The 14,524-nt window shown below is 70.5% G+C and carries 13 protein-coding genes and 2 pseudogenes; 11 read left to right on the top strand and 4 right to left on the bottom strand.

The window, feature by feature from the left end; translation table 11 throughout:
• Positions 1-501: 501 nt before the first annotated feature.
• From IE107_RS22095 to IE107_RS22085, 3 genes and pseudogenes are all read right to left on the bottom strand, one after another.
• A pseudogene (locus IE107_RS22095) lies at positions 502-1,678 on the bottom strand (alpha/beta hydrolase); the annotation flags it as partial.
• Positions 1,675-1,992, bottom strand: coding sequence for a hypothetical protein (locus IE107_RS22090; RefSeq protein WP_189545581.1), 318 nt, complete (start codon positions 1,990-1,992; stop codon positions 1,675-1,677). The gene IE107_RS22090 and the pseudogene IE107_RS22095, both read right to left, overlap by 4 nt.
• Positions 1,993-2,221: 229 nt before the next feature.
• Complete coding sequence (locus tag IE107_RS22085; protein WP_229867157.1) at positions 2,222-4,066, bottom strand: hypothetical protein; 1,845 nt, start codon at positions 4,064-4,066, stop codon at positions 2,222-2,224.
• 345 nt (positions 4,067-4,411) lie between these two features.
• Here IE107_RS22085 and IE107_RS22080 point away from each other — a divergent pair, with 345 nt between their 5' ends.
• From IE107_RS22080 to IE107_RS22050, 7 genes are all read left to right on the top strand, one after another.
• Positions 4,412-5,170: a DUF4232 domain-containing protein gene (locus IE107_RS22080; RefSeq protein WP_189545580.1), complete on the top strand. Its 759-nt coding sequence runs from the start codon at positions 4,412-4,414 to the stop codon at positions 5,168-5,170.
• Positions 5,171-5,588: 418 nt separating this feature from the next.
• Complete coding sequence (locus tag IE107_RS22075) at positions 5,589-6,392, top strand: serine/threonine protein kinase (RefSeq protein ID WP_189545579.1); 804 nt, start codon at positions 5,589-5,591, stop codon at positions 6,390-6,392.
• 180 nt (positions 6,393-6,572) lie between these two features.
• Positions 6,573-7,991 (top strand): serine/threonine-protein kinase, encoded by a 1,419-nt coding sequence (locus tag IE107_RS22070; protein WP_229867156.1) that lies wholly within the window; start codon positions 6,573-6,575, stop codon positions 7,989-7,991.
• A 113-nt stretch (positions 7,992-8,104) separates the two neighbouring features.
• Complete coding sequence (locus IE107_RS22065; protein WP_189545578.1) at positions 8,105-8,584, top strand: RICIN domain-containing protein; 480 nt, start codon at positions 8,105-8,107, stop codon at positions 8,582-8,584.
• Between the two features lie 87 nt (positions 8,585-8,671).
• Positions 8,672-9,667 (top strand): LGFP repeat-containing protein, encoded by a 996-nt coding sequence (locus IE107_RS22060; RefSeq protein ID WP_189545800.1) that lies wholly within the window; start codon positions 8,672-8,674, stop codon positions 9,665-9,667.
• Positions 9,668-9,709: 42 nt separating this feature from the next.
• Entirely contained in the window at positions 9,710-10,699 is a 990-nt protein-coding gene (locus tag IE107_RS22055) for an alpha/beta hydrolase (protein WP_189545577.1), read from the top strand.
• Between the two features lie 53 nt (positions 10,700-10,752).
• Positions 10,753-12,012: a glycoside hydrolase family 183 protein gene (locus IE107_RS22050; protein WP_189545576.1), complete on the top strand. Its 1,260-nt coding sequence runs from the start codon at positions 10,753-10,755 to the stop codon at positions 12,010-12,012.
• A 279-nt stretch (positions 12,013-12,291) separates the two neighbouring features.
• On the opposite strand, the pseudogene IE107_RS22045 reads toward IE107_RS22050, so the two are convergent.
• Positions 12,292-12,725: pseudogene (locus IE107_RS22045) on the bottom strand (ATP-binding protein).
• A gap of 209 nt (positions 12,726-12,934) precedes the next feature.
• On the opposite strand from IE107_RS22045, the gene IE107_RS22040 reads away from it, so the two are divergent.
• Genes IE107_RS22040 through IE107_RS22025 form a run of 4 tightly spaced genes read left to right on the top strand, consistent with a single transcriptional unit; the run spans position 12,935 to position 14,450 of the window.
• Positions 12,935-13,786, top strand: a complete 852-nt coding sequence (locus tag IE107_RS22040; protein WP_189545575.1) for a helix-turn-helix domain-containing protein — start codon at positions 12,935-12,937, stop codon at positions 13,784-13,786.
• Between the two features lie 12 nt (positions 13,787-13,798).
• Entirely contained in the window at positions 13,799-13,990 is a 192-nt protein-coding gene (locus IE107_RS22035; protein ID WP_189545574.1) for a DUF397 domain-containing protein, read from the top strand.
• Between the two features lie 42 nt (positions 13,991-14,032).
• Complete coding sequence (locus tag IE107_RS22030; RefSeq protein ID WP_189545573.1) at positions 14,033-14,224, top strand: DUF397 domain-containing protein; 192 nt, start codon at positions 14,033-14,035, stop codon at positions 14,222-14,224.
• Complete coding sequence (locus IE107_RS22025) at positions 14,217-14,450, top strand: DUF397 domain-containing protein (protein WP_189545572.1); 234 nt, start codon at positions 14,217-14,219, stop codon at positions 14,448-14,450. The genes IE107_RS22030 and IE107_RS22025 overlap by 8 nt, the downstream gene beginning before the upstream one ends.
• Positions 14,451-14,524 lie beyond the last annotated feature (74 nt).

The following is a 14,524-nucleotide window of genomic DNA, read 5'->3' as shown; positions in this document are numbered from 1 at the left end:
TCAAGTCGGCACCGCCCGGTACCGCTAGTTCTCGTATGCCCGACACGGCGAGTCTCCCCAGCTTTGTGAGTGGGTGCAGCGATAGTTCCCCCCGGTATCCGTATGCGACCACAACAAGGCAGGGCCCGGCATGGGCCCCAGGACCCAATGCCGGACTCAATGTCCGGGCCTCGCCCGCCACTTCACTTATCGCCATCGACCGCCCCGTTACGGGTTATTGGGGCAGCGACGGGCCGTCAGGAGGCCCCGGCCGACCAGAAGTCGGAGTGGATGTCGGGAGCGGGCACGACATCACCTGTGAACGGCCGGCCGTTGGCCCGGGTCCGCGGGGGGCCGACCTTCGCCATGATGAAACAAGGGGTGGTCACGCTGACGTGAAATCGCCTTGCAGCCAACGGACAGGCTCATTTGAAACCCCTCAGAGGTTCGCGCATAGATCGCAGGCATGGCCCTGTCGCGGTCCACGCCAGTAACAGCCAAATTCTCTTGGACCTTCTCTGCGGGAAGTTGAGGCGGATCGTAGCCAAGCCATACGATCGAAGCGCTTGAAGGAGCCATACCCCTCGCCCCAATTGCTGTACTCCGGGCTCGCTCGATGTCGTTGTGCACGAAGCTCTTGTCCAGCGACGTGCCGAGCCCTGGGACGTATGCCGACACATTGCGTGAGGAGTCCGGGCTCCCGAACGAGACAATTGCCCGCCCGAGGCCCTCATCGCTGATCCCCAGCAGGTACATGGGCGGCGCCCCGGGCTCCGGGGCGCCCCGCAACTGCCGGTCGATCTCCCGCAGCGCCGCCGACCGCGTCTGCGACTTGGTGTCGTCCAGTCCCTCCAACTTGCCCATCAGCACCTGGATGTTGTCCCGGTTCGCCGCATCCCGCACCAAGGCCGGAATGCCGTCCAAGTTGCCGATCCGGTCCGGGTACACCGCCAGGTACTCCTCGCGCTGTTCGTCCGTCAGGGGGGACCACCAGGCCTTCCGCTCGGCCGGGGACGTGTCGCGGGGGATCGCGTCTTTCAGGTAGCCGCGGGCCGCGTCCCGTACCGCTGCCGCGTCGCCCGCCGCGTCCTGCCACGTCGAGTTCGGGACCTTCAAGCCCTCCTCGGCCTTCAGCTGCCGCAGGATGCGGGCGTAACGCCAGTCGATCTCGGCCGCCGTCACGGACCGCCTTCGCCACCCGGTCCGCGATGTCCTGCGCCTTCGCCACGTTCGGGTTGGGGGCGACCAGGCCCGAGGGCGCGTGCAGCCCGGGCGCCGCGGCCCCCACCGTGGCCGTTCCGCCCGGCAGCGGTTTGTCGTCGATCAGGCCCTCGCCCGCCGCCGGGTACGTCACCGAACCGTCCCCGTGCACGGTAGACCTCAAGGCCGCCGCGTCGTCCAGCGCTTCCCGTAACGCGCGTTGCTGGGCGCGTAGTTCGTGGGCCATGCTGTTCAGCGCCGTGCGGAGCAGGCCGCACTCCGTGCAGACGTAGCTCAGGTTCCGGCTCATCTGCCGCAGCCGTCCGACCGCCGCCTTCGCCGCCTCACCGTGCTGTGTGTCCCGCAAACCGGTCAGCAACTGCGTCTCGATCCGGTCCCGGCCCGCGTCGGCGCGGTTGCTCGCCTTCCCCCACCATTCGGCCGCGCCCTCCAGTTCGCCGCACTTCAGGTCCCGCAACTGCGCCCAGGTCAGGGTCATCGCGCCCCGTCCCGGCCTGCCGAAGCCACCTGCCCGAAGGCGGACTTCACGGTCTCGTTCGTCTCGCCCTGGGCCCGCGCGACGGCCCGCAGGTTCCCGGCCGGCGCCCGGCACTCCCCGCGCGCCGCCTCGAACCTCCGCGTCCACGACTCCCGTACGGCGCCCAGCTCCGCCAGTGCGGTCAGCCCACCCGTTCCGGCAAGGCGGCCCTCGTGCGCGGTCTCCGGTTCCGACTTCACCGGGCCGAGGTGCGTACACATCCCCTCCGCCCCACCGGCGGCCAGCAGCCACACACCGTCGCTGTGCTTCAGCACGTCCCCGCCACCGCGCCAGATCGCTCAGCCGCTGCCGGCCACCGGGCTGTCCCACCACTGCCACTGCGCCCACCCCGTTCCTTGATCGCGGAGCGGCACTGTGCCAAATCCGGGGCCCGCAACACGCCCACGCGTCGGGACGCCGACGGGCAGGGCGGGCCCCGTTCCCGGGGGTCCCAACGCGGGGTTCCCGAGCGCGGATCACCCGAACGGTGGACGGGCGCGGGCCCTACCCGCCTCCGGCGCCCCCGTCGTACGTCCTCGGGTCCGCCGTGGCGAGGCGGTGCAGCGCGGCGGCTGCCCGGTCCTCGGGAGGGGTTCCGTCCTCCGGGATGTACCACATGCAGTGCTTCCAGGGGGTGTACTCCCCGCTCCGCACCACGCCCGGATCGGGGCGGTACAGGAGGGAGACGGCGGTCAGGTCCCGGTCGCGGAAGTCGGTGCCGACCCAGTTCGGCTTCGCCCCCCAGCGGGTCAGCAGATCCGGCCGGTCGCGCAGTCCCGCCGCGATGAGCCGTGCGGTCCTGCGGGCCGGCCACGTCCACGAGTGGTCGTTCTCGGCACGCGTGATCTCGGCGTCGTACGCGGCGGCCTCGAAGCGGTACTCGGGGAGCTCGCGCGGCAACGGCGAGGAGGACGGCGGAGCCGGGCGGCTCCAGTCGGACCAGACGACGTGGTCCCCGTCCCTGCGGATGGTGACGTGGAGCGCCCCGCAGCACCCCTCGGTGCAGTACGCCTCGGCGAGCTGCACCTTTCGGGGTTCGTCCGTGGCCCGCAGGCGTCCGGCGTCCAGCAGGTATTCCGGGGAGTGCGCGAGGCCCCGCCCGAAGGCCTCCGGCACCAGGGGGCGCCCGTCGATCAGAATGCGCGTCTCCACGATGCCCGGATCCACCGGATCGAGCACGGTGGCCTCGACCCTCAACCGGCCGACCGGTCCTGCGGACCCTCCCGAACCCGGAGATCCCGCAGCTCCCGCGGATCCCGCCGATTCGGAATCACGACGGAACGGCTGCCGTGCCGTGCGCCGGGCCCACTCCGCCCGACGTCCCTCGCCGTTCACCGGGAGAGCCCGCCAGGCAGGCCGGCTCAGCACGGCCTCCAGGCCGTCCAGCAGCGCCTCGCGTCGGCCTGTCCCCCACTCCAGCAGGTGGCTCGGGCCGCTGTGCAGTTCGAGCGCGACGGACAGCAGGACCGCGTAGTGGCCGAAGGCGGGCGGCAGTTCGGCGGCGCGCGCGACGAACGCCTCGTACATGCTGACGGCCGCCGGGCAGGCGAGGATCTCGGCCCGGTCGTCGTTCGCACTCGACATCCGGCACAACAGCCGTCCTGCCCCGGCCACCGGCCAGGACTCGTGCGGGTCGGCCTCCCGCAGGACTTCGGCGAGCCGGACGGCCTCGGCGACCCGTCGAGCCGTTTGGGGCCGCATGCTGCCCGTCTCCCGGAGAACGGCCTCCAGCCGCTCGCGTACGGAGGCATCCGCACCGGCGGCGAGCGCGTCGACCAGGCCGCGGAGCGCCGGGGTGCCGGCGCGATGGCCCAGCCACACCAACGCCGCGGTCGGGCTGTCAATGGCGTCGAGCGCCTGCACGGCAAGGGAGAAGAGGCCCTGCAACTGCCCGAGGACCTTGAGGTACGGGATGTCCTCCGGCTCACCGAGCCGGGCCAGGAGAGCGATGCCGACGGAGACCGCCAGGGTGCTCGTTCCCGTACGCGCCAGGCACCGGCCGAGCGCACGGGCCGACGCCTCGTCCTGCAACGGCAGCCCGGCGACGGCGTACTGGACATGCCCGGCCCGAACGTTCGGCTCGGCGAGGCGCAGATGAATCTCTTCGGCGGCCCGGTCCGTGTCCGGGGCGCTCATCAGGGGGCCCAGCACCTCCGCCAGCGCCGCGCAGGCCACCTTCCACGGTGTATTGGTCGCGGTTCTGGTCCGGCGGCGGCGCTCCGGCGGGTCCGGTAGCGCGTATCCCCCTTTGGGGAGCCTGCCGTCGGGCTCCGCGCGGTGAAGGCGCAGGGCGTAGACGTACAGCGGGAGTCCGGGAGTGAGCGCGCCGCGCTCGGCCGCGGCGCTCAACGGGCGGGGTGGGTCTCGATTCCATGAGTCATGCGCGGATTCTGGCAGGAGCCACTGACCGTCCGCCAGCTCTTTTCCCCGCCTGCCGCCCCGGCTGACCGCCTCCCGCCCGTCGCCCCGGCGGCCTGCCGACCCGTCTGCCGCCCCGCCGCCCGCCATGTGGCAGACCGCGCACGGCCCGGACACGAGTCCGTTGGAGGGGTCTTCCGAGGACGTCAGCAGGACGTCAGTGAGGCATCAGCGGAACGTGAGCGATCCACAGGATGCTTTGGTTGTCAAGAGGTCAGAGAGAGCGGTTCGCCGCAGGATCCGGGCCTTGTCTCACCCTCGTCCTGGGAGAACTTCATGCGTACGATCCGCACCCGCAAGCACACCGCTGCCCTCGGCGCCCTCACGGCGGTGCTCGCTCTGGCCCTCACCGCCTGCGGCGGGGACGACACCGGTACGAAGTCCGCCGGCCCGGCGGGCGACGCCGCATCGGCCGCCACCTCGACGGACGGCTCCCGGTCCGACGACGCCTCGAAGACCACGGGCGACTCGAAGAGCGGCGGCACCGCGCAGAACGCCGGAGCCACCAAGGCGGGCGCCTCGAAGACGGGCGCGACCGGCGGCACCGCGAACGCGGGCGGCAACACCAGCGACAGCTACGCCTACAAGCACCCGTGCAAGAGCAGCGACCTCTCGGTGCGCGTGTACCCCCGCGAGGGTTCGGCCACCCAGCACGTGATCGAGGTCAACAACACGGGCGCGAACTCCTGCGGCCTGAGCTACTTCCCGCGGGTCAGCCTGGGCGCCTCGAAGGCCTCGGACCACAGCGGCGACATCACGCCGGCGGTCCCCGGCGGCCTGGGCGGCGCGCCCGCTTACCCGGTCAAGCCCAAGACGGCCGCCATCGCGGTGATCGACCTCAACCCGGGTGGCAAGAACGGCGTGACCTGGGTCGACGAGATGAACGTGCTCCCCGACGGCGACCACATGGCCAACGCGGACACGCAGAACTTCCCGCTCGGCCCCGACGTCAAGGTGGGCGACCCGAAGCTGGGTCTGTACCGGAGCACGGTCGCCGAAGCGGTGAGTTCCATGCAGTCCGCGGGCAAGTCCTGACCCGACCGGCACCGAGGGCCCGGATCCGACGTGATCCGGGCCCTCTTGCGTCGGTCGCGGACGGGGTGTCCTGCGCCGCGCGGCAAGAAACACACCGGTCACCTACGCACAAGCGCAGGCGCTAAATCGAGCCAGTTCATCGAAGCGGGCAGAGCCCTGCTCCAGGCCGAATACTCCTTTCCGGACGCCGGGTTCTCCGCACACCGCGCCGCCACACGCTCTCCTCGACGCACAAGAACCTGAAGCTGGGCGCCCGGCGCGAGCCCCCGGTGACGGCCGTTCCGGGTGCGACTGCGCACCACGACGGACGGTCTGGCGACGATCCGAAAACGTCCAGAATCCGGACGGGGACCACTACCCGGGATGGGTAACGTTCGACGGGTGCGGGAGTCGTTGCCACGGGGGCGAGGTGAGGGCAGTGAGCGGGATTGTTGTCCATCTGCCGCAGGCGGGCGGTGACGGCACGGGGGCGCCGGGCGGTGCCTCGGTGACCTTGCGGCTCGGCCCTGGGGAAGTGGCGCGTTTCGGGCGGGGCTCGGCGACGATCCCGGTCGAACTGCGCCTCGACGACGAGGCCATCTCCCGGCTGGCCGGCGAGATCCGGGTGACCGACGACCACTGGCAGCTCAGCAACCACAGCGCGACCCAGAGCTACCTGGTGGAGAACCCGGAGGGAGCGGGCGAGTATCTGCGGGTCCCACCGCGTCGGGCCGGCGCCCCCATCCCCTTCGAGTTCTCCCGGGTCGTGCTGCCCACCCGCCGCGGCACCACCGTCGCCTTCCAGGTGTTCGCACCCGACCACGTGTATCTGGACCCCGACGGCATGGCGGGCCAGTGGGGCAACCGCACCGTCATGGCGTACTCCCTGGACGAGACCGCCCTCTACTTCCTGGTCCTGGTCGCGCTCTGCGAGCCGCGGCTGCGTGACGAGTCGCCGGTCGCGGTGCCGACCACCCCGCAGATCGTCGAACGGCTCAGGGGGCATGCCGCGTGCGGCCGGTTGAGGGCACGGGCGGTCAGCTCGCACATCGACTACCTCGCCGAGGAAAAGATGCGGATCAGTGCTCCGCCCGAGCACGGATCCGGAGGTGCGCGCCGCAACGGAAAGCGGGAGGCCCTGGTCGGGACCGCGCTGCGGTTCGGACTCGTACGGGAGGAGCATCTGGCGCTGCTGCCGCCCCGGGCCGCGGCAGGCATCCGGGCCCGGGAGACGGGCCGTTGACCACACGCGGCCGCATGCAGTGCACCAGGCCCGCGGGGCACGGCGGACTCACGGCGTGCACCAGGCTCTCAGGGCCCGGCGGACACACGGAGCGCGCCGGGCCCGTGCAGTGCGGCGGACTCACGGAGTGCGGCGGTCCGCACCGGGGCGGACGCGGACGGGGGACCGGAGGGGGAGACGGTGCACGGGCGGGGCGACACATCGGGAAGTGACCTTACGGAGCCGCTCCCGCGCGGCTACCGGATCGGCGGCTGGGAGGTCACCGAGCCGATCGCGTCCGGGGGCTGGGCAACGGTGTACGCGGGCCGCCCGGCCGAACCGGCGGAGGAGTCGGCGAAGGAGTCGGCGAAGGACCCGGCGGAGGAGTCGGCGGAGGTCGCGCTGAAGATCCTGCCGACCTCGGGACTCGCACCGCGCCAGGCCCGCAAGGTCGCGGAGACCGCCCGGCGGGAGGTCGAACTGGACCGCCGGGCCGGCCATCCGAGGCTGATCCGCCTGCTGGACTCCGTCGTGATCAGCGATCCGGACCGGGCGTCCCTGGACGGTGCGATCGTGCTGGTGATGGAGCGGGCCGAGCGCAGTCTGCGGGACCTGTTCGATGCGGGGGTCGCGGAGGCGGACGTCGCCCGGCTGTTCGCCGAGATCTGCGAGGGCCTGGCCCATCTGCACGGCAGCGGCTGGGTGCACGGCGACCTCAAGCCGGAGAACATCCTGCTGATGGCCGACGGTGCGCTCAAGCTCTCGGACTTCGGCCTCGCCACCGAACTGACCGGCACCGACGGCACCCACGGGTACGCCCCGCCGATGGGCACCCTGGACTACCTCCCACCCGAGCGCTGGCAGGCCCCGCTCGGCGAGCACGGCGTGGAGATCCGGCCCAGTGCCGACATCTGGGCCCTGGGCATCATGGTCCACGAGGTGTTCGCCTCCGGCGCCTCGCCGTTCCCCGGTGCGACGCCGGTGGCGCGCGGCGCGGCGGTGCAGGAGTACGCCGACGGGCGCGCACCGCTGCGGATCGACGGTGCGGTGCCGCCGTTCTGGCGCGCCCTGGCCATCGACTGCCTGGCCCCCACCCACGCCGACCGCGCCGCGCACAGCGCCGAGAGCCTCCTGGCACGCATCACCGCACGGCCGACGCCGCCCCGCCCGGTACGCCGCCTTCGGGGAACCCGCGCCGCCCTGGTGACCGTCGCGGTGTGCGCGGTGGCCGCGACGGTCTGGTCGCACGCCGTCGGCGACCCGTCCGGCAGCAGGGACGAACCGGCGGGCCGGCTCACGGTGTTCAACGCCGACGACAACTGCCAGAGCCGTACGGACCGCAGTCCGCAGTGCAGTCTCGGCCTGGCGATCGACCCCCTTCTGCCGTACACCATCGACAACGTCGTACCGATGCGGGTGTGGCACGGCGACGTCCTCGCGGTCGACTGCCGTCTCGCCCAAGGGGTGCCCATCATCGACGAGTCGGACGCCAGCTCCACCGAGTGGTACCGCGTCCGGCTGCCGGCCGGCTCCTCCCGCTCCTCGGCCTGGCTGCCCGCCGTGCGTACGGCGGACCATCCCCGGGTTCCCGACTGCCCGCGCCCCGAGCCCGTTCGTTGAGTGTCGGTGTTCGTGTCGCGAACTGTCACTCCGGATCGTTCCGGATGTCCTGCCCGGCGGCACGACGGCTAGCTTGCGGACCCACAGCCACCGCAAGGAAGAGGGAACAGCCCATGCGCGGCACGCGCTCGCTTCTGCTCGGCGGGGTCTTCGTCCTCGCCTCCCTGGCCGCGCCGCCCGGCGCCCTGGCCGCCGAGAACGGCTCCGGCCCCGCGTCCCCCGCACGGGTCGCCGATGCCACCCAGAGCTTCCGCAACCAGGCCACGGGCCGTTGCATGGACGACACCGACAACGGCTTCCGCACCTGGAGCTGCAACGGCAGCAACCCCCAGCTGTGGGACGTGAAGGTCTGGGACGACGGCACGCGCCAGCTGCGCAACGTCAACACCAACCGCTGTGTCGAGGACAGTGACAACGGGTTCCGCACCGTCGGCACATGCAGCTCCAGCCCGGCGCAGAGCTGGTGGGTCAAGGTCTGGGGCGACGGCACCGTCCGCTTCCAGAATCAGGCCACCCTGCGGTGCATCGACGACAGCTCCCTGGGCTTTCGCACCTGGCCCTGCAACGACACCCCGTACCAGAGCTGGTTCTGACCCGACCCCTCGCAACTCCCCTCCCGCAAGGCTATTCCGACGCGAAGGAGCAGTCAGGTGCGTGGCTCGACCGAACGACGACGTGCGATGTGGAGATCATCGGTCCTGCTGGCCGTGGTGGCCGTGACCGGCCTCGGCAACCCTGCCTTCGCGCAGAGTGCGGGCGATGTGCCGGGCCCCCTCGGGCACACCGCCCCGGCCACGCTGTTCTGCGACATCCCCCCGGACCGGGACATCGCCGTGACCCGCAAGGTGTACGAGGTCGGGCAGCGCCGCGGCGTGTCCGACAAGGTGATGCTGGCCGGCTTCGAGACGGGCTGGGTCGAGTCCCGCATGAACAACCTGGCGTGCGGGGACCGGGATTCGCTCGGCGTCTTCCAGCAACGGCCCTCGATGGGCTGGTGCGAACCCGCACAGTGCCTCGACGTCGACTACGCGGCGAACAAGTTCTTCGAGGTGGCCCAGCAGATGGAGCCCGACTGGGACACCGCGGGCGAACTGGCCCAGGCCGTCCAGCGCTCCGCCTACCCGGAGCGCTACGGCCAGGCGGAGGGCTACGCGCGGGAGCTGATGGCCGAGGCCTTCCAGCCGTACGGCACGATCGGGGCGAAGTACGCCGGCATGGGCGGCCCCGGCGGCCCGCTCGGCCCGCCGCTCCGCGCCGAGGAGAACTCCTCGCTCGGCGGGCGGTTCCAGCTCTTCCAGAACGGGATCATCCTCTGGCACCCGGACGTGGCCCACGCGATCCACGGGGACATCCTCACGAAGTTCTGGGACACCGACGCCGAACGCCGCTGGGGCTTCCCCACCACGGACGAAGCCGACGCCGCACAAGCACCCGACGGAACCCGCGGCCGCTACCAGTTCTTCGAACACGGCCTCTTCCTCTGGTCCCCCCGGACCGGAGCACACACCGTCCACGGCGCCATCTACGACGCCTTCCACGCCGCCGGACACGAAAGCACCCTCGGCTACCCCCTCACCGACGAAACCGACGAAGCAGGCGGCGGCAAAGCACAGAAGTTCCAGAAAGCCACCATCCACTGGAACGCCGACCGCGGCACCTGGATCACCGACAACTAGCGATTCCCCTTCCCCACCGCCATTTCCCACCAGGAGGTCGTGTTGAGCGAGCACCGTCCCACCCGCAGGAACGTCCTGAAGGCCGCGGGCGGCCTCTCCGCCGCACTGGCGCTCGGCGCCGGTGGCGTCTTCGCGACGGCCACGGCGGCCAGCGCAGCCGGTGACGGCTTCGGGCTGCGCATCGTGGACCGCAACGAGAGCGACCGCCGTCTGAAGTACTACCGGTTCCAGACCGACGCGATCGGCTGGAACCCCGGCGTCAACGTCCTGCTCCCCGACGACTACGCCACGAGTGGCCGCACCTACCCCGTGCTCTACCTCTTCCACGGCGGCGGTCTCACCTCGGACTTCATCGAGTTCGACCGCGCGGGCGTCCGCGACTGGACCGCCGGGAAGCCGATCATCGTCGTGATGCCCGACGGCGGCCACGCCGGCTGGTACTCCAACCCGGTCAGCTCCAACACCGGCGCCCGGAACTGGGAGACCTTCCACATCGCCCAGTTGCTCCCGTGGATCGACGCGAACTTCCGTACGTACGCCGAGTACGACGGCCGCGCCGTCGCCGGGTTCTCGATGGGCGGCTTCGGCGCGCTGAAGTACGCCGCGAAGTACTACGGCCACTTCGCCTCGGTCAGCGCCCATTCCGGCCCGGCCAGCCTGCGCCGCAACCTCGGTGCGATCGTGCACTGGGCCAATGTGTCCTCCGCCGCCGCGGATCTGGCGGGCGGCACCGTCTACGGAGCTCCGCTGTGGGACGAGGCCCGGGTCAGCGCCGACAACCCGGTCGAGCGCATCGAGAGCTACCGCAACAAGCGGATCTTCCTGGTCGCCGGCACCGGTGGCCGGCCCGTGCCCTGGTTCAACCAGGTCAGCGAGGACAACGTGCTCCAGGGCCAGCGGGAGTTCCGCGGCCTCCTCGACCGGGCCGGCATCCCGTACGAGGCACACGAGGAGCCCGGCAGCCATGAGTTCCGCGTACCGCTGTTCCTCCGCGACCTCGACGGCATCATCGGACGCCTCCGCAAGGCCTGACACGGACCACTGCCGCACACCCCGCCCCACATCCGGACACACGGAGACCGAACATGCCCACCCCTTCACAGCCCCCGCAACCCCCACAGCCCTCGCAGACCGGCCTTCGGGACGCCACCCGCCGGTCCGCGCTCAAAGCAGGCATGGGCTTCGCCCTGGGTGCCGGCCTGCTGGGCGCCGCCCCCGGTGCGGCTGCCGCCGACAGCCGGTCCGCCCGGACGGGCCCCGGCCGCCCGACCGCACGACTGCTCCAGACCGGTACCCCGCTGTGCGAGCAGCCCGGCGACTCGGCGAGCGCGCAGGGTCTCGGCTCCGGCGACCTGGCGATCCCGTACTACCGGGAGCACGACAACACCTGGGGTTACGTCTTCGGTGACGCGTTCGGCGGAATCGCCCAGGCCGATCCGTATCTGGGCTCCCCGGTGATCCTGAACCAGGCGAACTTCGACGCCTCCGGCCGGACCCCGATCTCGTTCTCCTGGGCGATGCCCACCGGCGGCGCCGCCGACCAGTGCTTCGACTACGCGCACCGGGCCGACAACGGGCACGGCTTCGAGATCACCCGCATCCCCAACGACTGCATCGAGTTCGGCGGACGCACCTACATCCAGTACACGTCCGTGGCCCTGTGGGAGAACATCCCGGCCGGGTACGACGGTTCGCTGATGTCGGGCGTCGCGTACTCGGACGACTACGGCGTGACCTGGCAGGACTACCCGTACCACTGGGCCGGCGACACCCAGGGGACGAACCAGTCCATGTACGGGATGTGGTCGTTCGCCGGCATCGACCCCGACGGCTGGCTGTACATCTTCTCCAAGCGCTGGAACGGCACACACTCGAACACCGCCGACGGCGGCGCGATCCAGCTGTTCCGCATCCGGCCGGACGAGTTCCGCGCGGCCAACTTCGGGGCGCAGGAGAACTGGGCTTTCCTGGACGGCCGTTGGCAGTGGACGAGGGCGGTGGGCCCGTCGGTCATGCTGTCCGGGAACAGGATCGGGGAGTTCTCGGTCAAGCGGATCGGCAACACGTACTGCATGAGCTACTTCGACGTGGACGACTACGCGATCTGCACCCGCACCGCGCCCCGCCCGGACGCCGTGTGGACCGCCCCCAAGCCCCAGATCGTCGGCGACGGCCTGCCGCCGCACCACTGGGGAAAGCCCCAACTGCCGTTCCTCTACGGCGGATACATCCACCCCGGCAGCGCGAGCGCGACGTCCCTGACCCTGATCGCCTCGCAGTGGCAGTCGATCAACCAGGGCAAGACGCCCTACCGCGTCCTCCAGTACGACGGCATCCGGCCCTGACGCCCCCGGTTCCCGGGAACCTCGGCGGCCTCGCTCCCGGAGCGAGGCCGCCGAGGTTCCTTCAGGACCGGATCACTTATCACTTGCTGAAGTGCGAGGCGCAGTACCTGGCCGCCTGGGACGGAACGGTGGCGCAGACCGCCGTACGCTGCTCAGCCTTGCGGGTCACCCCGTCCTTGTTGACGTACGTGGCCGGGGACGGCAGCTCGTACGCCTGGCCTGGTACCAGGTGTTCTCGTCGGGGACCGCGATGGCGACACCGTACCCTCCGCGCCTCCCCTACGTCTTGGCAGCGCACTCCACCCAGAGCAGCTTCCCGCCCTGCCCCGGCAGCCCGCCCCGCATCGGATACGCGCCCCAGCACTCCGCGTACAGCGTGACGAGATACAGCCCCCGCCCCCGCTCGGCCAGCACCTCCGGCGTCTCGGCACCCCACCGGAACGGCGCGGGGATGTGCGGATCGGTGTCCCACACACTCAGCCGGACCCGGCTGCCCCGGCGTCACGCAGACGCAGGGAGTACGGCCCCGAGGAGTACAGATAGGCATTGGTGACCAGCTCGCTCGCCAACAGCTCTGCGTTCTCGGTGAGTTCACGCATGCCGTGCACGCGGAGCACGCTGCGGAGGGTGGCACGGGCGACGCCGGGGGCGCGGGGATCCTGCGGGAGTTGGAGGGTGTACGTCCAGGGCGGCGATACCGTGGCACTGACCATGGAAGTCTCCGTTCACGGGAGGATGTTGGATCGCGGATTTCCGGTTGCCCGGTGACGAGGCCGCTCCGTCGAGCGGGGTACTTCCGGGCGGGTGGCCTGAGACCGAGACTAGACTTACGGCAAAGAGATTTTGCCGAATCGCGAGAAAACGCATGCCGATTCCCTCGTGTGAGTGACAGCCCAACCAGCGCCACATCAGGAGGAGTTCGATGAAAGCGAGGCCAGCACTCACGGCCCGTCGCAGTCGTCTCGGAGCTGAGCTCCGCAAGCTCAGAGAGCAGGCGGGGATGACCGCGACCGAGGCCGCGAAGCGGGTGGGAACCAGCTCAGGACAGTTGAGCAACGTGGAGTCCGCCCGTTTTGGCGTGAGCCCCGAACGGGTGCGCGCCATGGCGCGCGTCTACGCCTGCTCCGACGACACGTACGTCAATGCACTGGCAGCCATGGCGATCGAACGGTCATCCGGCTGGTGGGAGCAGTACCGAGACATCCTCCCGACAGGGCTGCTGGACCTGGCAGAGTTCGAACACCATGCGGTCGCCCTGCGAACCGCCTACACCTGCCACATTCCAGGGCTGCTCCAGACCCCGGCTCACGCACGCGCCGTGTTCGGCCAGGTCGTACCGCAACTGACGCCGCCAGAGATCGAGCACCGCGTGTCCCACCGCATCAAGCGCCAGGACGTCATCTACCGAGCATCGCCCGTCACATACTCGGCCGTCATGCACGAGGCGGCTCTCCGAATGAAGTTCGGCGGACGCGACACAGCGCGCAAGCAGCTGGAGCACATCTTGTCGATGAGCAGCCAGTCGCACATCACCGTCGCCGTGATCCCGTTCGACGCCGGCGCCTACCCAGGATCCGGACAATCGGTCGCGTACGGGTTCGGTCCGGCTCCTCAGCTGGACACGGTGCATCTCGACCAGTCCCACGGGCCTGTGTTGCTGGACGCCGAGCATCAGCTACTGAAGTACCGCACGCTCCTCGACCGGATGGAAGCCGTCGCGCTCACCCCGAAGAAGTCGCAGGACTTCATCCGCCGTATCGCACAGGAACTGTGAAAGGACGCCGCCGTGCCCACATCCCCCTGGCAGAAGTCGTCGTACTGCGGGGAAGGAGATGCGTGCATACACATATCCGCCTCGCCCGCGCGCACCGTTCGCCTCACCGAATCCGGCGACCCCACCGGAGCGATACTCCGCACCACCCCCGCCGCCTGGGCCGCCCTCGTACGCACCCTCAAGGAGGAACGCACCCGTGACTGACAACCCCGAGATCCCGACCAACCTCGCGTGAAGGAATCCGGTATGTCCTATCCCGCATGGCAGAAGTCGTCCTACTGCGCACAGGGCGAGGCATGCATACACGTGACTACAGCTCGAACCGGCACGGTCGGCCTCACCGAATCCGACGACCCCACCGGAGCGATACTCCGCACCACCCCCACCGCCTGGGCCGCCCTCGTACGCACCCTCAAGGAAGACCGCACCCGTGACTGACAACCCCGAAATCCCCACCGACCTCGTCTGGGTCCGCGCCGCCCCCGAAGGCGAGGACGGGCCCGGCCCCTGGATCGAGATCGCCTTCGGCCCGGACGAACTCGTCTACCTCCGCGAGACCGGCGACCCCACCAACATCGTCACGACCACCCGGACGAAATGGGTGGCCTTCACCAAGGGCGTCGTGGCAGGCGAGTTCGACCACTTCGCCGAGCTCGACGACTAGTACTCCAGTACGGTTTCGTGATCTATCCCGTGGGTTCATCGGCGGATCGTCGTCGGTAGTGGCTGCGACGGGCT

This window comes from Streptomyces gelaticus (genome assembly GCF_014649535.1).
Classification (GTDB): Bacteria; Actinomycetota; Actinomycetes; order Streptomycetales; family Streptomycetaceae; genus Streptomyces; species Streptomyces gelaticus.
This window is presented reverse-complemented; position numbering and strand designations above follow the sequence as displayed.